Origin of the sequence: Chelatococcus composti (assembly GCF_014201415.1) — a bacterium.
Lineage (GTDB): Bacteria > Pseudomonadota > Alphaproteobacteria > Rhizobiales > Beijerinckiaceae > Chelatococcus_A > Chelatococcus_A composti.
Genome location: NZ_JACHEH010000002.1, coordinates 165,955 through 184,343, shown reverse-complemented (window position 1 = coordinate 184,343; position 18,389 = coordinate 165,955). Strand labels below are relative to the sequence as shown.

Below are 18,389 nucleotides of genomic sequence, written 5' to 3'. Positions count from 1 at the left end.
GGCAAAGCGGGTAATCATCCGCCGCCGCATGGGGCTGCTCTCGCGCGGCGCCTTGCCTTTGCCGACACCTCGTCCGGAACGACGGACCGGAGCTGCCGACCGATGGATTCCTTCGAGCTCAACAAGATTGCGGGCGCCGTGCTGGGCACCCTTCTGTTTGTCATGGGCCTCAATATCGTGGCGGGAATCATCTTTGCCCCGCACCGGCCCGCGGTGCCCGGCTACGACCTGCCTTCGGCCGAGGAAACGACCGGTGGTGGCGAAGCCGCCCCGAAGGCGCCCGCCGTGCCGCTGCCCGAGCTTCTGGCCAAGGCCGACCCGGCCCGCGGCGAGAAGGCCGTTGCCAAGTGCAAGGCCTGCCACACCTTCGAGAAGGGCGGCGCGAACAAGGTTGGCCCGCACCTGTGGGGCGTCGTCGGGCGTCAGATCGCAGAGGTGCCGGACTTCAGCTATTCCGCCACGCTCAAGGAGCACGGCGCCAACGGCGAGAAGTGGACCTTCGAGCATCTCAACGAGTTCATTGCCAATCCGAAGGGCTACATGAAGGGCACGATCATGGCCTTCGCCGGCGTCGCCAAGCCGGAAGAGCGGGCCGACATCCTCGCCTATCTGCGTACCCTCTCGGACAATCCCGAGCCGCTGCCGACCGAGTGAGCGGACAAGCGGGACAGGTTTCGACGGCCGGGCCAACAGCCCGGCCGAATCATTTTGTGCGCTCCACCGGGGCTGCTCTCGTCACACATTTTCGACAACCGGGGTTCCGCTGACCGGGCCGCCCGTCCTACTGTGCAGACGCTTCGCGCCGCACCGGCGTGGCGGCGCGCAGGAGGCCGGCTGCCTGGTCGAACATCGGCGCGCCCGGCCCCTTGTCGGAGGAGACGAGACACGTGAACGGACCGCTGTTCGACCCGACGCGCTTTTCCTTCACCCGGCGTGCGCTGCTCGCGGCGGGCGGCGCGGCGGCCGCCGGGCTGTTTGTGCCGCGCATGGGGCTCGCCGAGGAGGCCGAGGTGCACGGCCTGTCCGCCTTCGGCGACCTCGCGTATCCGGCGGACTTCAAGCATTTCAGCTACGTGAACCCCGATGCGCCGAAGGGGGGCACGCTGTCGCTGCAGATCAAGCAGGCGGGCGGCAACCAGAACTTTGACACCTTCAACACGCTCAACATTTTCGTGCTGCGCGGCGACGGCGCGGCAGGGATGGACCTGACCTACGACACGCTGATGGCCGGCTCGGGCGACGAGCCCGACGCGCTCTACGGCCTCGTGGCGCGCGCGGTGCGCATTTCCCCGGACGAGCTGACCTATCGCTTCCTGCTGCGACCCGAGGCGCGCTTCCACGACGGCTCGCGCATCACGGCCGAGGATGTCGCCTTCTCGCTCGACATCCTCAAGACGAAAGGGCATCCGAACTATCGTGCCATCCTGACCCAGGTGGTCGGGGCCGAGGTGGAGCGGGAGGATATCGTCGCCATCCGCCTGTCGCCGCAGCGAAGCCGCGACCTGCACCTCGTCGTGGCGAGTCTGCCGGTGTTCTCCAAGGCCTACTGGAGCGGTCGCGACTTCGAGGCGACGACGCTCGAGCCGCCGCTGGGCTCCGGCCCCTACCGGGTCGGTCGCTTCGAGGTGGGACGCTTCATCGAGTTTGAGCGCGTCGAGGACTATTGGGGGCGCGACCTGCCGGTCAACGTGGGCGTCAACAACTTCGACCGTATCCGCTACGAGTATTTTCGCGACCGGCAGGTGGCCTTCGAGGCCTTCAAGTCGGGCGTCTTCAACTATCATGAGGAATACACGGCGCGAATCTGGGCCACGGGCTATGACTTTCCTGCCGTGCGCGAAGGGCGCGTCAGGCGCGAGGAGATCCCGACGCGCTCGGCCGTGCCCACGCAGGGCTGGTATTTCAACACGCGCCGCCCCCAGTTCCGCGACCCGCGCGTGCGCGAGGCGATCGGCCTTGCCTTCGACTTCGAGTGGACGAACAAGAACATCATGTACTCGGCCTACAAGCGGCTGACGTCTTTCTTCGAGGCTTCGGAGATGAAGGCGACGGGCCTGCCTTCGCCCGAGGAGCTGGCGCTTCTCGAGCCCTTTCGGGCCGAGCTGCCCGCGGAGGTCTTCGGCGAGCCCTATGTGCCGCCTGTTTCGGACGGCTCCGGCAGTGACCGCGCCCTGCTGCGGCGGGCGGACGAGCTGCTGCGCGAGGCCGGATGCAAGCGCGACGGCCGGCGCCTCCTGTTGCCGGACGGGCAGCCCTTCACCATCGAGTTCCTCGACTTCCAGCCGACGCTGCAGCCGCATACGCAGCCCTTCCAGGAGAACCTGCAGAGGCTCGGCATCGAGGCGCGCTCGCGCATCGTCGACGCTGCCCAGTACCGGCGGCGCATCGACGACTTCGACTTCGACATGACGAGCATGGCGCTGTCCGGCAGCCTGACGCCTGGCGACAGCCTGCGCGTGGTCTACGGCTCGGAGGCGGCGAGGACGCCAGGCTCGCGCAACATCGCCGGCATCGCCCATCCGGCCATCGATGCGCTCATCGAGCGCATCGGCCGTGCCAGGACGCGCCAGGAACTGACCATCGCCTGCCGTGCACTCGACCGCATCCTGCGCGCCGGGCGCTACTGGGTGCCCATGTGGTACAAGGACAAGACGCTGGTGGCTTACTGGGACGTCTTCTCACGGCCTGACAAGACGCCGAAATACGGTTCGGGCGCGCCCGGCACGTGGTGGTACGATGCCGAGAAGGCCAAGCGAATCGGCCTCGCAAGATGAGTGGAGCGAACGATTCCCCGGCCGTTGCGGGCGGGCCGCGCGTATTGCTGCGGGCGGAGGGGCTGGTGACGTGGGGGGCGGCGACCTTCGCCTTCTCCCTCACGGGGGCGCCCTGGTGGCTCTATGCGGCGCTCTTCTTTGTACCGGACGTCAGCTTCCTCGCCTACCTTGCCGGTGCACGTGCCGGGGCGATCGCCTACAATGCCCTCCATTCGCACATTGGGCCGGCCGTGCTCGCCGCGGCCGGGTTCGCCCTGGGGATGGAGGAGGTGCTGGCCGTGGCGGCGATCTGGGTTGCCCACATCGGATTCGACCGGGCGCTCGGCTACGGGCTCAAATACGCGAGCGGCTTCGGCGACACGCACTTGGGTCCCGTCGGCAGGAAGGCGGTGGCGTCCTAGATGCTGGCCTACGCGCTGCGACGCATCCTCCTTATGGTGCCGACGCTGTTCGGCATCATGCTCGTTTCCTTCATCATCGTGCAGTTCGCGCCCGGCGGGCCCGTGGAGCGGGTGCTGGCCCAGATCCAGGGCACCGATGCCGGCGCCACCGGCCGATTCGGCGGCGGTGCGGCGGGCGACGCCGGCCAGTCGCACTACCGCGGCGCGCAGGGGCTCGACCCGGCCTTCATCAAGGAGCTCGAGCAGCAGTTCGGCTTCGACAAGCCGGCGCCCGAACGCTTCGCCAAGATGATGCTGGACTACGCCACCTTCGATTTCGGCCGCAGCTACTTCCGCGACATCGCCGTGCTCGACCTCATTGCCGAGAAGCTGCCGGTCTCGATCTCGCTCGGGCTGTGGATGATGCTCATCTCCTATGCCATCTCGATACCGCTCGGTATTGCCAAGGCGGTGCGCGACGGCGAGCGCTTCGACACATGGACATCGGCCATCGTGATCGTTGGCTATGCCATCCCGAGCTTCCTCTTCGCCATCCTGCTCATCGTGCTGTTTGCCGGCGGTTCCTTCTGGCAGATCTTCCCGCTCAGGGGGCTCACCTCGGACAACTGGAGCGAACTGTCCCTCCTGGCCAAGGTCGGCGACTATTTCTGGCACATTGCGCTGCCTGTGCTGTCGCTCACGCTCGGCGCCTTCGCCACCACGACGCTGCTGACCAAGAATTCCTTCCTCGAGGAGATCCGCAAGCATTACGTGCTGACGGCGCGCATGAAGGGCCTGTCCGAGCGGCAGGTGCTCTACGGCCACGTCTTCCGCAACGCGATGCTCATCGTCGTCTCGGGCTTTCCGGGGGCCTTCATCAGCGCCTTCTTCACCGGCTCGCTGCTGATCGAGACCATCTTCTCGCTCGACGGTCTCGGGCTCCTGTCTTTCGAGGCCATCGTCAACCGCGACTATCCGGTGGTCTTCGCCAACCTCTACATCTTCGCCCTCATTGGCCTCGTCGTGAACCTGATCTCGGATCTCACCTACATGTGGATCGATCCGCGCATTGATTTCGAGACGCGGGAGGTGTGAGATGGCCGTGACCTCCACCCTCGCCGGGCCGGACGAGCCGGCAACGCTCGCCCCGCCGCTGCCGCGCCGGGGGCTCCTGCGCCTTTCGCCGATCAACGCCCGCCGCCTCGCCAACTTCCGGGCGAACCGGCGCGGCTACTGGTCGTTCTGGATCTTCACCGTCCTCTTCGTCGTCAGCCTCTTCGCCGAGTTCATCGCCAACGACCGGCCGATCCTCGTCTACTACAGGGGCGAGCTGCTCATGCCGGTGTTCGTCGACTATCCGGAGGAAAAGTTCGGCGGCTTTCTCGCCGTCACGGACTATCGCGACCCGGTGATTGCGGACGAGATCGCCACGCACGGCTGGGCGCTGTGGCCGCCCATCCGCTTCTCCTACAACACCCACAACCGCAACCTGCCGGTGCCGGCCCCCTCGCCGCCGACGTGGCTGCTCTCCGACGCCGAGTGCCGGCCTTCGGCCGAGCGTGTCGGCGGCAGCAGCTGCGCCGACATCGAGTGGAACTGGCTCGGCACCGACGACCAGGGCCGGGACGTGGTGGCGCGGCTCATTTACGGCTTCCGCATCTCCGTGCTTTTCGGCCTGACGCTGACCGCCATCTCCTCGCTGATCGGCGTGGTGGCGGGCGCGGTGCAGGGCTATTTCGGGGGCTGGGTGGACCTCGTCTTCCAGCGGCTCATCGAGATCTGGACGGCGATTCCCGCGCTCTACCTGCTCATCATCATCTCGGCCGTCATCACGCCCGGCTTCTTCGTGCTGCTCGGCATCCTGCTGCTGTTCTCGTGGGTGGCGCTCGTCGGCGTGGTGCGGGCGGAATTCCTGCGCGCGCGCAATTTCGAGTACGTGCGCGCCGCCCGTGCGCTCGGCCTGTCGAACGGCGCCATCATGTTCCGCCATCTTCTGCCGAACGCCATGGTGGCGACACTCACTTTCCTGCCCTTTATCCTCAATGGCTCGATCACGACGCTGACCTCGCTCGACTTCCTCGGCTTCGGCCTGCCGCCGGGGTCGCCCTCGCTCGGCGAGCTGCTGGCGCAGGGCAAGAATCACCTCGAGGCGCCCTGGCTCGGCCTCACCGGCTTCTTCGTCATCGCCATCACGCTGTCGCTGCTCGTCTTCGTCGGCGAGGCGGTGCGCGACGCCTTCGATCCGCGCAAGACCTTTGGCTGAGCCGATGGCAACGAGCCCTCTCCTCTGCGTCCGGGATCTCTCCGTCGCCTTCCGCCAGGGGGGACGGGAGGTGCTCGCCGTCGACCGCGTGTCGTTCGACGTCGCGCCGAGCGAGACGCTGGCCATCGTGGGTGAATCGGGCTCGGGCAAGACGGTGACGGCGCTGTCGGTGCTGAAGCTCCTGCCCTATCCGTCCGCCAGCCACCCCTCCGGCCAGGTGCTGTTCAAGGGCCGCGATCTCATTGCCGCAAGCGAGGCGGAGATGCGGGCCGTGCGCGGCAACGACATCACCATGGTCTTCCAGGAGCCAATGACCTCGCTCAACCCGCTCCACACCATCGAGCGGCAGATCGGCGAGATTCTGCGGCTGCACCGCGGCATGAGCGGGCCAGCCGCCCGCGCCCGCACGCTCGAGCTGCTCGAGCTCGTCGGCATTACCTCGGCCGCCGAGCGGCTCGATGCCTATCCGCACCAGCTCTCCGGCGGCCAGCGCCAGCGCGTCATGATCGCCATGGCGCTCGCCAACGAGCCGGACCTGCTCATCGCTGACGAGCCGACGACGGCGCTGGACGTGACCGTGCAGGCGCAGATTCTCGCCCTGCTTGCCGATCTCAAGAAGCGGCTCGGCATGGCACTGCTGTTCATCACGCACGACCTCGGCATCGTGCGCCGCATCGCGGACCGGGTCTGCGTGATGACGGAAGGTCGCGTGGTGGAGACTGGCCCGGTCGAGGAGGTCTTCGCGCGTCCGCAGCACCCCTACACGCAGAAGCTGCTGGCCGCGGAGCCGAAGGGCGAGCCCCGCCCGGTGCCGCAGACGGCGCCTGTCGTCGTCGAGGCCGGGCCGCTCAGGGTGTGGTTCCCCATCAAGAAGGGGCTGTTCCGGCGCACCGTCGGCCACATCAAGGCGGTCGACGGCATTTCGCTCTCCATCCGTGCGGGCGAGACGCTCGGGGTTGTCGGCGAATCGGGCTCGGGCAAGACGACGCTCGGCCTTGCGCTTCTGCGCCTCATCGCCAGCGAGGGGCCCGTGGTCTTTCTCGGCCGGCACATCGACGGCCTCAGACAGAAGCAGATCCGGCCGCTGCGCAAGGACCTGCAGGTGGTGTTTCAGGACCCCTACGGCTCGCTGAGCCCGCGCATGTCCGTTGCCGAGATCGTTGGCGAGGGCCTCGGCGTGCAGAAGCCGGGCCTGTCCCTCGCCGAGCGGCGCGAGATTGTCGCGCGCGCGCTCGCGGACGTCGGGATCGACCCGGCGGCGATGGACCGCTATCCGCACGAGTTCTCCGGCGGCCAGCGCCAGCGCATCGCCATCGCGCGTGCCATGGCGCTTGATCCCAAGTTCGTCGTGCTGGACGAGCCGACCTCGGCGCTCGACATGTCGGTGCAGGCGCAGATCGTCGACCTGCTGCGCAAGCTGCAGGCCGAGCGCAACCTTGCCTACATGTTCATCTCGCACGACCTCAAGGTGGTGCGCGCGCTCGCCAATTCCCTCATCGTCATGAAGGACGGCGTCGTGGTGGAGGAGGGGCCGGCCGAGGAGATTTTCGCCGCGCCGAAGCACGAGTACACGCGCAGGCTCTTTGCCGCCGCCTTCGCGCGCGCGAAGGAGGTGACCTGAAACAATCTGCAAAGTTAAATGACTTCGCCGGCCGCCGGGGCATCCTACAACCGGCGCCCCCCGCGCATTCCTGAGAGACGCACGCCATGCCACGCGCCCTTCTCATCGTGCTCGATTCGGTCGGTGCCGGCGGTGCCCCCGATGCGGCTGCCTTTGGCGACGAGGGGGCCGACACGCTCGGCCACATTGCGGCGGCCTGCGCGGCAGGCGCGGGGGACCGGCAGGGCCTGCGCCGGGGGCCGCTTGCCGTCCCCAACCTTGCCCGCCTCGGCCTCTCGCATGCCTGCGAACTGTCGGTCGGTCGGCCGCTTGCCGGCGTTCCACGGCCGGACGCGCCAGGGGGGCAGTGGGGCGTGGCGCGCGAGACGGCCATCGGCAAGGACACCCCTTCCGGCCACTGGGAGATCGCGGGCCGGCCGGTGCCCTTTGCCTGGGGTTATTTCCCGAACAAGTGCCCCGCCTTCCCGCGGGAGCTCGTCGCCAGGATCGTCGCCGAGGCAAATCTGCCCGGCATACTCGGCAACAGGCACGCGTCCGGCACCGCCGTCATCGAGGAGTTTGGTGCCGAGCACGTGGTCACGGGCAAGCCGATCCTCTACACCTCGGTCGATTCCGTGCTGCAGATCGCCGCGCACGAGGAGGTCTTCGGCCTGGAGCGGCTCTATGACCTGTGCCGCATCGTGCGCAGGCTGGTCGATCCGCTCAGGATCGGCCGCGTCATCGCCCGGCCGTTCGTCGGCACGGCGGACGGCGGCTTCACGCGCACCGGCAACCGCAAGGACTTCGCCATCCCCCCGCCCGATGGGACGATCCTCGACCGGCTCGCCGAGGCTGGTCGCGCCGTCGTCACGGTGGGCAAGATCGGCGACATCTTCGCGCACCGGCACACCGGACGGGAGATCAAGCCCCACGGCAACGACGCCGTGATGACGGCGACGCTCGAAGCCTTCCGGACGCTGCCGGACGGGGGCTTTGTGTTCTCGAATCTCGTTGATTTCGACACCGAATATGGCCACCGCCGCGATGTCGCCGGCTATGCGGCCGCCATCGAGGCCTTCGACCGGCGCGTGCCCGAGATCGAGGCACTGCTCGGTCCCGGCGACGTCGCCGTCGTCACCGCCGACCACGGCAACGATCCGACCTGGCGCGGCACCGACCACACGCGCGAGCAGGTGCCGGTGCTCGCCTTCGGCCCGGCCGTCGTGCCAGGGCCCATCGGGCTGCGGACGACCTTTGCCGATATCGGCGAGACGCTTGCCGTCCATCTCGGCCTGCCGACGTCCGGGCCGGGCCGGCCGTGGCCCCTGGGCGCGCGGGGCGCCTAGCCTCCATCAGACAGATTGCGCCTTGAGTTGACGCCGTCTGCGCGGTGCAGCAAGCTCCATCCGGTCAAGACCCTTCGAGCCCTTCGGCCTGTTCGGCGAGGGCTCGTTCTCTTCGGGGTACAGGCCATGACGACGCCGAACCGGTCGAGCCATATTCGTCTTACCTCCCATCCCGAGCCCGAGGCACCTGCGCGCTTTCCCATCCGCTGGGGCGCCAGCGATCCTGCCGAGCGAGGGCCGGTGATCGGCACCGTCACGAACCCTGGCCTGCGCAATGTCATCGGCGCACACGGTGGCGCCTATGCGCTCTATCGGGCGCTCGCCGTCTCGTCCGGCCAGCTGAACCCGCTGGCGCGGCCGGACCTGACCAACACCGAGCCGGTCGTCGCCATCGGGCCGCATCCGCAATGGAGCGAGCCCGGACGCATCGTCTCGCTCGATCCCTTCGGCCACATGGTGGCGACCGCCTTCGCCCGCGAGGTTGCGGAAGGGGTGGACATCCGGCCCACCATCGCCGTCACCCGGGCGCGGCTCAACCTGCCGGAGATCCTGGCCGCGATCGCAGGCCATCGCCTGGCGGCCGACGGCACCATCCTGCACGCCTCCGGCGACATCGCCGTCACCAAGATCGCCATCGACCCCGTCTGGTACCTGCCCGGCGTGGCGGAACGCTTCGGCACCAGCGAGCAGAAGCTGCGACGCACGCTGTTCGAGCAGACGGGCGGCATGTTCCCCGAACTCGTGACGCGGCCGGACCTGCACGTCTTCCTGCCGCCCATCGGCGGCACGACGGTCTACATCATTGGCGACGTCGCGGCGCTCACCGACGAGAAACGCACCGTCGCCTGCCGCGTGCATGACGAGTGCAACGGCTCCGACGTCTTCGGTTCCGACATCTGCACCTGTCGCCCCTATCTGGTGCACGGCATCGAGGAATGCGTGCGCGAGGCACAGAAGGGCGGCGCCGGCGTCATCGTCTACAACCGCAAGGAGGGACGGGCGCTCGGCGAGGTCACGAAGTTCCTCGTCTACAATGCCCGCAAGCGGCAGGAGGGCGGCGATCAGGCCGCCACCTATTTCGAGCGCACGGAATGCGTCGCCGGCGTGCAGGATGCGCGCTTCCAGCAGCTGATGCCGGATGTGCTGCACTGGCTCGGCATCCGCCGCATCGACCGGTTCATCTCGATGTCCAACATGAAGTACGACGCCATCACCGGCTCGGGTATCGAGATCGGCGAGCGGGTGCCGATCCCGGACGAGCTGGTGCCGCCTGATGCGCAGGTGGAGCTCGCGGCGAAGAAGGCGGCGGGCTACTACACGCCGGAGCCGCCGCCGGACGAGGAGGCGCTCAAGACGACGGTCGGTCGCGCGCTCGATCTTTACTGAGGACTGGCGGACGATGATGGGAAGGCCGGTGCGCACGCGTGAAGCCGAGAGCGTTTCGTCCGACGCGGTGAGGGGGCTCCTGTCGGCCAGGGCGGTGCGCGAGCGGGCCCGGACCATGCTGGCAATGGCCGAGGAGGGGCGCCTTCTCCACTGCGCCGTGGACATGGATCGGCTGCCCCTGGTGGCGGATTATGTGGTCGATACCATCCGGGCCAACTATCCGACGCTCGCCATCCCTTTCCATGCCCGCTGGCGGCACTTCTCGGCGGGCGGGCACGACCGCTGGGCGGCGCTTGCGGCGCGGACGCGGTGGCCGGACACGGCTGCCAGGGCCAGGGCAGCCTTTGACCTTGCCATCGTCAGCGTGCTCCTCGACGCAGGCGCCGGACCCGTCTGGCGCTACCGGGAGGCCGAGACGGGCGAGACCTATGCCCGCTCCGAGGGGCTCGCGATCGCCTCGCTGCGCATGTTCGAGGCGGGGCTCTTCTCCGCGAAGGCCGACGATCCGCTGCGCGCCGACGCCAGGCGCCTGCGCAGCCTGACGGGCCGTGACCTCGCGGCGGGCTTCAAGGCGGACGAGCAGAACGCGCTCGTCGGCCTCGAGGGCCGGGCGTCGCTGCTCTACGGGCTCGGAACGGTGGCGGCGGGCAAGCCCGACATCTTCGCCCGTGCCGACGGGCCGCGGCCGGGCGGCCTTTTCGACGCGCTCGTCGCCGAGAGCGCCGGCGGGGAGGTGCCGGCCGAACTCATCCTGCACATGCTCCTCGCGCATCTGTCGGCGGTCTGGCCGGCGCGCCTGACCATCGCCGGCGTCGAACTTGGCGACACGTGGATGCATCCGCTCATGCCCGGCGCGGGTGGCACCGCGGGCCTCGTGCCTTTCCACAAGCTCTCGCAATGGCTGGCCTATTCGCTCATCGAGCCGCTGGAGCAGGCGGGCCTCGTCGTCACCGGCATCGACGGGCTCACCGGCCTGCCCGAATACCGCAACGGCGGCCTTCTCATCGATCTCGGCGCCATCCGCCTGAAGGATCCGGAGGATCTGGCGCGCACGCACGAGGTGTCCTCGCCCCTCGTCGTCGAGTGGCGGGCGCTGACGGTGGCCCTGCTCGACGAGGTGGCCCGCCTGGTGCGCGAGCGGCTCGGCTGCGACGAGCGCACCCTGCCGCTCGCACGCGTGCTCGAGGGGGGCACCTGGGCGGCCGGGCGCCGGATTGCACGGGAGAAGCGCCGCGACGGTTCTCCACCGCTTTCCATCGCCAGCGACGGCACGGTCTTCTGATTCGGCCTTCCCGCTGTGGCATGCCCTTGCTTATTGTCGGGCAAGCGGCGCAGGACCGCTCCCATCATTGATCCAGAGGCCGGAGCCGATCCATGGAAGGCGTTACCGTCGTCGACCATCCCCTGGTGCAGCACAAGCTGACGCTGATGCGCGACAAGTCGCGCTCGACCAAGGGCTTTCGCCAGCTGCTGAACGAGATCGGCATGCTGCTGTGCTATGAGGTGACGCGCGACCTGCCGCTCGAGGATGTCGAGATCGAGACGCCGCTGACGCCCATGCGCGCGCCGATGCTCGCCGGCAAGAAACTGGTCTTCGCGCCCATCCTGCGCGCCGGTGTCGGCTTCCTGGACGGCATGCTCGACCTCGTGCCCTCCGCCCGCGTCGCCCACATCGGCCTCTATCGCGATCCCGAGACGCTGACGGCCGTCGAATACTACTTCAAGGCGCCGGCCAACCTCGCCGAGCGTCTCGTCATCGTCATGGACCCGATGCTGGCCACAGCCAATTCGGCTGTCGCCGCCATCGACCGGCTGAAGGAGCGTGGCGCCCGGGAGATTCGTTTCGTCTGCCTGCTTGCTGCCCCCGAGGGCATCGAGAAGCTGCGCGGCGAGCATCCCGATGTGCCCATCTGGACCGCGGCCATCGATGAGCGGCTGAACGACCACGGCTACATCGTGCCGGGGCTCGGCGACGCCGGCGACCGGATGTACGGCACCAAGTGACCGGCGGGATGATCGTCGTCTTCGGCTCACTCAACGCCGATCTCGTCACCCGCGTCGATCGCATCCCGGCGCCGGGCGAGACGGTGATCGGGCCGGGCTATGCCGTGCATCCGGGCGGCAAGGGGGCCAACCAGGCGCTGGCCGCCGCGCGTGCCGGCGCGCGTGTGGTCATGGCCGGGGCCGTGGGGCGGGACGGGCTCGCCGACGTCGCGCTCGGCCTTCTCGAGGCCGCGGGTGTCGACCTGTCCCGCGTGGCGCGGCTCGACGAGCCGACAGGGGCGGCCTTCATCACGGTGGATGCCGCCGGCGAGAACGCCATCGTCGTCGCAGCCGGGGCCAACGGCCATGCGAGCGCCGCGGCGCTGGCGGACCTCGACTGGCAGACGGGCGCGATCCTTCTCCTACAGCGCGAGGTGCCGGAGGCCGAGTGCATCGCCGCGGCGCGCATCGCCAAGGCGCACGGCGCGCGCGTCGTGCTCAATCTCGCCCCGGCGGGGCCGGCGGACCCCGCGCTTGTCGGGCTCGTCGACATCCTCGTCATGAACGAGCACGAGGCGCGGGTGATGGCCGGGACCCTCGGCATTGCGGAAGGCGACCCGGATGCGATCGCCCGCGAGATCGACGCCCGCCACGGCATCGCGGCCATCGTCACGCTGGGTGCCGAAGGTCTCGTCGCCTGGACAGGCGGTGTGCGCCGGGCCGTGCCGGCGCTTCCCGTGACGGTGGTTGACACGACGGCGGCGGGGGATACGTTCTGCGGCGCCTTCGCTGCCGCTCTCGCCGCGGGCTACGGCTTCACCGGGGCGCTGCAGCGCGGCGTCGCCGCCGGCAGCCTCGCCTGCACGAAGGCGGGTGCGCAGCCGAGCATTCCGGACAGGGCGGCCATCGAGGCCGCGGTGGCCGGGAAGTTCCTCTGAGCGGCGGCCTATTCCGCCGCCCGGACCGGGCTGGGGATGGCCGGGCGGGACGGCTCGGAATCGTCGAACTCGAGAGCCTCGATGCGCTCGCCGCGCTTGACGATCTTGTCGGCGGAGATGCGGATCTGGCCGACATCCTCCTGCGCCTGACGGAAGTGGTTGTCGAGCTTCTCCACCCGGTCGCTGAGGCGTCTCACGTCCTCGAGCAGGCGGCGTACCTCCACCTGGATCTTCTGCGCCTCCTCGCGCATGCGCGCGTCGCGCACCAGCGACTGCATGACCTGGATGGCGAGGGCCAGGAGCGACGGGGAGACAACCACCACGCGCGCGCGATGGGCCCGCTGCACCACGTCCTCGAAATGCTCGTGCAGATCGGCATAGATCGCCTCGGACGGGACGAAGAGCAGCGCCATGTCCTGCGTCTCGCCGGGAATGAGGTATTTTTCGGCGATGTCGCGCACGTGGGCGGTGACGTCCGCCCGCACGCGCTGGGCCGCCTGCCGCCGCGCCTCCTCGCTCCGGGCGTCGCGGAAGGCCGCAAAGCCCTCGAGCGGAAACTTGGCGTCGATGACGAGCGGATGGTCGCCCGGCAGGTGGACGAGGCAGTCAGGCCGCGTGCGATTCGATAGCGTCGCCTGGAAGGTATAGGCGCCCGGCGGCAGGCCGTCGCGGACGATGGCCTCCATCCGCCCCTGGCCATAGGCGCCGCGCGCCTGCTTGTTGGCGAGGATCTCCTTGAGGCCCACCACCTCGCCGGTGAGGTCGGTCAGGTTCTTCTGCGCGGCGTCGATGACGGCGAGGCGCTCGTTGAGGCGGGCGATGTTCTCGCTCGTCTGGCGCGCGGTGGTCTCCAGCCCCTGGCCGACGCGGTGCTGCAGGCCGTCGAGCCGCTCGCTCAGCAGCCGCGCGAGGTCCGCCTGGCGGGTGCCGAAGATCTCCGCCATGGTCTGCATGCGGCCGTGCATCTCGGCCTGCAGACGCGCCATCTCCGCCACCTTCTCGTCGAACTCGCGCGCACGTTCGGCGGCGGCAGCGGCCTCCAGCGAGCGCTCGTGCGCCGCCCGCGCCGTGCTGCGCGCGAGCAGGGCGAGCAGCAGGATGACGGCGACGGCGAAGCCGAGCGCCACCTGGGCGTAGGTGAAGGCGTAGGTACCGACGGTGAGGGCAATGTCGTTCATGCACGCAGGCTAGCCGATTCGGTGGCCGGACGCGAACGAAAGCGGAACACATTGACCCGTGCCGCCGGAATGATTATTTCGCCGGTATGTTCAATATCCGGCGTGTGCCATGACCATCCGTCCCATCATCGTCATTCCCGATCCCCGCCTGAAGCAGCGCTCCGAGCCCATCGAGGCGGTGACCGACGAGATCCGCCGGCTGGCCGAGGACATGCTGGAGACGATGTATGCCGCACCCGGCATCGGCCTTGCCGCGGTGCAGATCGGTGTCCTGAAGCGCCTCGTCGTGCTCGACGTCTCGCGCGAGGGCGAGGAAAAGCGCCCGATGGTCTTCATCAACCCCGAGATCGTCTGGGCGTCGGAGGAGACGAGCACCTACGAGGAAGGCTGCCTGTCTATTCCCGAATATTACGAGGAAGTGGAGCGGCCGGCCCGTGTGCGGGTGCGCTATCTCGACCTCGATGGCAAGCAGCAGGAGATCGAGGCGGACGGGCTGCTCGCCACCTGCCTGCAGCACGAGATTGACCATCTCGACGGCGTTCTCTTCATCGATCACCTGTCCAAGCTCAAGCGCGACCGTGTGATGCGGAAGTTCACCAAGGCCGCCCGCCGCGAGGTTGCCGGCTGAGGCGGGGCTTGCCCTTGCCGGTCGCCCGCGTTTAGGGAAGGGCGTCGCGGCGCCGTTCGCCGCCCCACATCCGGCAGGTGCCATGTCTCTGCGCATCATCTTCATGGGCACGCCCGATTTCGCCGTGCCGACGCTGGCCGAAATCGTCGGCCAGGGCCACGAGGTCGTTGCCGTCTACACCCGCCCGCCGGCGAAGGCGGGGCGGGGCATGGGCGAGAAGCGCTCGCCGGTGCACGAGATGGCCGAGCGGTTCGCCATCCCCGTCTTCACGCCCAGGACCCTGCGCAGCGAGGAGGAGCAGGAGACTTTTCGCTCGCTCGGCGCCGATGTGGCGGTGGTTGTCGCCTATGGCCTCATCCTGCCGCTGCCGGTGCTCGAGGCGCCTGCCCTCGGCTGCCTCAACCTGCACGCCTCGCTGCTGCCGCGCTGGCGTGGCGCGGCGCCGATCCAGCGCGCCATCATGGCGGGCGACGCGGAGACGGGCGTTGCCGTAATGAAGATGGAGGAGGGGCTCGACACCGGCCCTGTTGCCATGGTGGAGCGCGTTGCCATCGGCCCTGACATGACGGCCGGCGAGTTGCATGACCGCCTCGCCGTGCTCGGTGCTGACTTGATGGTCCGCGCGCTCGCGGCCCTCTCGCGCGATGCCCTTTCCTTCGTGCCGCAGGCGGCCGAGGGCGTGACCTACGCTGCCAAGATTACCAACGAGGAGGCGCGCATCGACTGGTCGCGCCCGGCCGCGGAGGTGCACAACCTGGTGCGGGGCCTTTCGCCCTTCCCCGGCGCCTTCCTGATGGCCGATCTCGGCAAGGGGCCCGAGCGGGTGAAGGTGCTGCGCACGCGGCGCAGCGAGGGCGCCGGAGCGCCGGGCACGCTGCTTCCGGGCGGGCTGCGCGTGGCCTGCGGCGAGGGGGCTGTCGAGCTCCTGCAGGTGCAGCGCGCCGGCCGTGGCATCACGAGCGGCGAGGAATTCCTGCGCGGCGCGCGCCTCGTACCGGGCGACGTGCTGACGTGAGAGGGTCCGGTCTCGCCAACCCTGCGGAAGGGGCCGGCAGCGCGGCGCGCGGGCCGCTTCCTGTTGCCGCCGTTTTCGTGGCCCTCGGGTGATTGCCATGCCGCGCTACAAGCTTACCGTGGAATATGACGGCAGCCCCTATGTTGGCTGGCAGTGGCAGGAGACTGGGCGCTCCGTCCAGCAGGCGCTGGAGGAGGCGCTCGCCCGCTTCTGCGGCGAGAGCCCGCGCGTGCAGTGCGCCGGGCGTACCGACGCCGGCGTGCATGCCACGGGCCAGGTGGTGCATCTCGACCTCTCCCGCCCGTGGCGCACGGACACGCTGCGCGATGCCACGAATGCGCATCTGAAGCTCATGGGCGATGCGGTGGCGGTGCTGCATGCTGCCGAGGTGCCGGCGGAATTCGACGCGCGTCGCTCGGCGGTGAAGCGGCATTATCTCTACCGCATCCTCAACCGGCGGCCGCAGCCGGTGCTCGAGGCGCGCTTCGTCTGGCATGTGCCGGGGCCGCTCGACGCCGCGGCCATGCACGAGGCGGCGCAGCATCTCGTCGGCCGGCACGACTTCACCACCTTCCGCGCGGCGGAGTGCCAGGCGTCCGGGCCCGTGCGCACGCTCGACCGGCTGGACGTCACCCGCATCGGCGACGAGATCCGCATCGAGGCGTCGGCGCGCTCCTTTCTGCACCATCAGGTGCGCTCGATGGTCGGCACGCTGGAGCGGGTCGGTGCCGGCAAGTGGCGGCCGGACGACGTGCGCCGGGCGCTCGAGGCGCGCGACCGGCGGGCCTGCGGCCCGATGGCGCCGGCGTGCGGGCTCTATCTCGTCCGGGTGGACTACTGACCGTCAGCCGACGACGGAGCGCACCAGCACGAAGGCGGCAATGTCCATGGCGACGACGAGGCCGGCAAGGCCCGCCGAGACGCCGAGCGCGACGCGCGCGAGGAGCCAGCGGAAGTAGAAGACGATAAAGCCGAAGGCCAGCGTATAGAAAAGTGCCAGGCCCGCCGTGGCGAGGCCGAGCACATGCAAGGCCTGGGGCAGGGCGAGCAGCAGGAGCGCTGCGACGTTCGACCAGTTGTAGGCGATGATGTAGCCCACGTAGCGGCGCTCGAGCCCCATCAGCCGCACGAAGCCGAGCATCAGGAGCGGAAAGAGCAACCAGCCCGAGGCGATGACGAGCGCCTGGCCGAGGACGATGTCCGGCTGTGAGAAGAGCCCGCCCTCGAGCATCCACTCCGGGCCGGACCGGCTGTGGCGCGCCGCCGCGACGCCGACAACGAGGACCGGCGCGGTGAGCGCCATGGCGAGGAAGGAATGCCAGAACCCGGTGACGCTGACGTCGAAGGTGTTGAGGGCGCCCCTGCTGCAGTTCAGGACCTGCCAGCAGCCACGCAGGGAACGGGCTACCTCCTCGGCCGTGAAGAGCATGTCGTGCCTCTTGCGGTGCACTTCATGGTGCGCTGCACATAATACAAAAGTCGTACTTCTTCTGTCGAGTTCAGGGGCGGGCGGCCAAGCGCCGCAGGTACCTGCCAGACGCAGGTCCCTGCCAATGGTGCCTCCAAAGTCGCGGGTGAGGCTTTCTTAACCCTGCTTTCGGGTCGCGCTTGCCCGCACCGGGCGCTGCCGAAATAATACGGAACCGAAACGATTGACGCCGTTCCATGCCCGTCGAATTGCGGCCCCTGCAGGCTCTCACCCTCTGGCATCGCGTCACGCTCGATCTCGTGCGCGAGGACGGGCAGGATCGTGCCTTTGACCTCTCGGCGCGGCAGCTCGCCATCCTGCTCACAATCTATCTGGAGCCGCCGCCCCATACGGTGCGCGGCCTCGCCAGCAAGCTGCGCGTGACGAAACCCGTCATCACCCGCGCGCTCGACACGATGGGCCGGCTCGATCTCGTCGCCCGCCGCAGGGATGATGCGGACCGCCGCAATGTCGTGATACAGCGGACGGTGAAGGGCGCGCTTGCCGTGGAGCGGCTGGGTGATCTTATCGTCGCCCATGCCAGCGCGCTGCCGCGATAGGAGAAGACACGGCCATGACGCTGACTGATCCGCGCACGACGCCGGCCAGGCCCGATCTTGCGGCCGACTTCCTTGCCGGCACGGTCTCGGCGGCACGCTATGTGCCGGCCAGGGAGCGGCGCGTCGTGGCGGCGAGCGCGCCGCTGAGACGGGAGCCGCGCCCGGACGCGCCGCTCGACACCGAGGCGCTCGCGTGCGAGGCCGTGCGCGTCTTCGAGGAGGAGGAGGGCTGGGCCTGGGGTCAGCTCGCCAGCGACGGCTACGTGGGTTACCTGCCCGTGTCGACGCTCGGCCCGCCGGAGCCCGCGCCGACGCATCGGGTCGCGGTGCTGCGCACCTTTATCTACCCTGGCCCCTCCATCAAGCTGCCGCCTGTGTCGGCGCTCTCGCTGATGGCCGGCGTTGCCGTGGCGAGCGTCGAGGGCGACTTCGCGCGTCTCGCCGATGGCAGCGCCGTCTTCGCCCGGCACCTCGCCATCGTGGACCACGCGCTCGCCGACGACTTCGTCTCGGTCGCCGAGCGCTTTGTCGGTGTGCCCTACCTTTGGGGCGGCAAGACCAGCCTCGGTATCGACTGTTCCGGCCTCGTGCAGCTCGCGCTGTCCGCCGCCGGCATCGAGGCCCCGCGCGACAGCGACATGCAGGAGCGGGCGCTCGGCACGCCCCTGCCCATTACCGAGGAGTTCAAGGGCCTCAGACGCGGGGATCTGGTGTTCTGGAAGGGGCACGTCGGCATCATGGTGGACGGTGCCAACCTGCTGCACGCCAACGGCCACCATATGGCGACGGTGATCGAGCCGCTCGCCGTCGCGGCCGCGCGGATCGACGCGGCAGGCGCCGGGCCGGTGACGAGCATCAAGCGGCTCTGAG

The 18,389-nt window shown here is 69.1% G+C and carries 18 protein-coding genes; 16 read left to right on the top strand and 2 right to left on the bottom strand.

Annotated features, from left to right (window positions below):
• The first annotated feature begins 102 nt into the window (after window positions 1-102).
• From HNQ73_RS04145 to HNQ73_RS04095, 11 genes are all read left to right on the top strand, one after another.
• Window positions 103-654, top strand: a complete 552-nt coding sequence (locus HNQ73_RS04145; protein WP_183332567.1) for a c-type cytochrome — start codon at window positions 103-105, stop codon at window positions 652-654.
• A 233-nt stretch (window positions 655-887) separates the two neighbouring features.
• The gene (locus HNQ73_RS04140) at window positions 888-2,774 is read left to right on the top strand and encodes an extracellular solute-binding protein (RefSeq protein WP_183332565.1); all 1,887 of its coding nucleotides are present in this window, start codon (window positions 888-890) and stop codon (window positions 2,772-2,774) included.
• Window positions 2,771-3,175: a DUF4260 domain-containing protein gene (locus HNQ73_RS04135; RefSeq protein ID WP_183332563.1), complete on the top strand. Its 405-nt coding sequence runs from the start codon at window positions 2,771-2,773 to the stop codon at window positions 3,173-3,175. The genes HNQ73_RS04140 and HNQ73_RS04135 overlap by 4 nt, the downstream gene beginning before the upstream one ends.
• On the top strand, window positions 3,176-4,249 hold the full coding sequence (locus tag HNQ73_RS04130) for a microcin C ABC transporter permease YejB (protein WP_183332561.1): 1,074 nt from the start codon (window positions 3,176-3,178) through the stop codon (window positions 4,247-4,249).
• A gap of 1 nt (window position 4,250) precedes the next feature.
• On the top strand, window positions 4,251-5,417 hold the full coding sequence (locus HNQ73_RS04125) for an ABC transporter permease (protein WP_183332559.1): 1,167 nt from the start codon (window positions 4,251-4,253) through the stop codon (window positions 5,415-5,417).
• Between the two features lie 4 nt (window positions 5,418-5,421).
• Window positions 5,422-7,038 carry an ABC transporter ATP-binding protein gene (locus HNQ73_RS04120; RefSeq protein ID WP_183332557.1) on the top strand — a complete coding sequence of 539 codons (1,617 nt, stop codon included), beginning with the start codon at window positions 5,422-5,424 and terminating at the stop codon, window positions 7,036-7,038.
• An 86-nt stretch (window positions 7,039-7,124) separates the two neighbouring features.
• The gene (locus HNQ73_RS04115; RefSeq protein ID WP_183332555.1) at window positions 7,125-8,363 is read left to right on the top strand and encodes a phosphopentomutase; all 1,239 of its coding nucleotides are present in this window, start codon (window positions 7,125-7,127) and stop codon (window positions 8,361-8,363) included.
• 126 nt (window positions 8,364-8,489) lie between these two features.
• Window positions 8,490-9,749 (top strand): GTP cyclohydrolase II, encoded by a 1,260-nt coding sequence (locus tag HNQ73_RS04110; protein WP_183332553.1) that lies wholly within the window; start codon window positions 8,490-8,492, stop codon window positions 9,747-9,749.
• Between the two features lie 13 nt (window positions 9,750-9,762).
• Window positions 9,763-11,031 (top strand): URC4/urg3 family protein, encoded by a 1,269-nt coding sequence (locus HNQ73_RS04105; protein WP_373284850.1) that lies wholly within the window; start codon window positions 9,763-9,765, stop codon window positions 11,029-11,031.
• Window positions 11,032-11,123: 92 nt separating this feature from the next.
• Entirely contained in the window at window positions 11,124-11,753 is a 630-nt protein-coding gene (upp, locus tag HNQ73_RS04100) for a uracil phosphoribosyltransferase (protein ID WP_183332551.1), read from the top strand.
• On the top strand, window positions 11,750-12,670 hold the full coding sequence (locus HNQ73_RS04095) for a ribokinase (protein ID WP_306415743.1): 921 nt from the start codon (window positions 11,750-11,752) through the stop codon (window positions 12,668-12,670). The genes upp and HNQ73_RS04095 overlap by 4 nt, the downstream gene beginning before the upstream one ends.
• An 8-nt stretch (window positions 12,671-12,678) precedes the next feature.
• Here HNQ73_RS04095 and HNQ73_RS04090 read toward each other — a convergent pair whose 3' ends face one another.
• Window positions 12,679-13,848, bottom strand: coding sequence for a DNA recombination protein RmuC (locus HNQ73_RS04090; protein WP_183332549.1), 1,170 nt, complete (start codon window positions 13,846-13,848; stop codon window positions 12,679-12,681).
• Window positions 13,849-13,957: 109 nt separating this feature from the next.
• On the opposite strand from HNQ73_RS04090, the gene HNQ73_RS04085 reads away from it, so the two are divergent.
• The 3 genes from HNQ73_RS04085 to truA all read left to right on the top strand — a co-directional run bounded on the left by HNQ73_RS04085 (window position 13,958) and on the right by truA (window position 16,332).
• Entirely contained in the window at window positions 13,958-14,476 is a 519-nt protein-coding gene (locus HNQ73_RS04085; RefSeq protein ID WP_183332547.1) for a peptide deformylase, read from the top strand.
• 82 nt (window positions 14,477-14,558) lie between these two features.
• Window positions 14,559-15,491, top strand: coding sequence for a methionyl-tRNA formyltransferase (gene fmt / locus HNQ73_RS04080; RefSeq protein WP_183332545.1), 933 nt, complete (start codon window positions 14,559-14,561; stop codon window positions 15,489-15,491).
• Between the two features lie 97 nt (window positions 15,492-15,588).
• A complete protein-coding gene (truA, locus tag HNQ73_RS04075; protein ID WP_183332543.1) occupies window positions 15,589-16,332 on the top strand; it encodes a tRNA pseudouridine(38-40) synthase TruA in 744 nt (247 codons plus the stop codon).
• Between the two features lie 3 nt (window positions 16,333-16,335).
• Here the strand turns inward: truA and HNQ73_RS04070 are convergent, their stop codons facing one another.
• On the bottom strand, window positions 16,336-16,920 hold the full coding sequence (locus tag HNQ73_RS04070) for a hypothetical protein (RefSeq protein WP_183332541.1): 585 nt from the start codon (window positions 16,918-16,920) through the stop codon (window positions 16,336-16,338).
• 236 nt (window positions 16,921-17,156) lie between these two features.
• Between HNQ73_RS04070 and HNQ73_RS04065 the strand changes: the two genes are divergently transcribed.
• Together HNQ73_RS04065 and HNQ73_RS04060 are read left to right on the top strand one after the other, a co-directional pair.
• Complete coding sequence (locus HNQ73_RS04065) at window positions 17,157-17,519, top strand: MarR family transcriptional regulator (protein ID WP_183332539.1); 363 nt, start codon at window positions 17,157-17,159, stop codon at window positions 17,517-17,519.
• A 14-nt stretch (window positions 17,520-17,533) separates the two neighbouring features.
• On the top strand, window positions 17,534-18,388 hold the full coding sequence (locus HNQ73_RS04060; protein WP_183332537.1) for a C40 family peptidase: 855 nt from the start codon (window positions 17,534-17,536) through the stop codon (window positions 18,386-18,388).
• Window position 18,389: the final 1 nt, after the last annotated feature.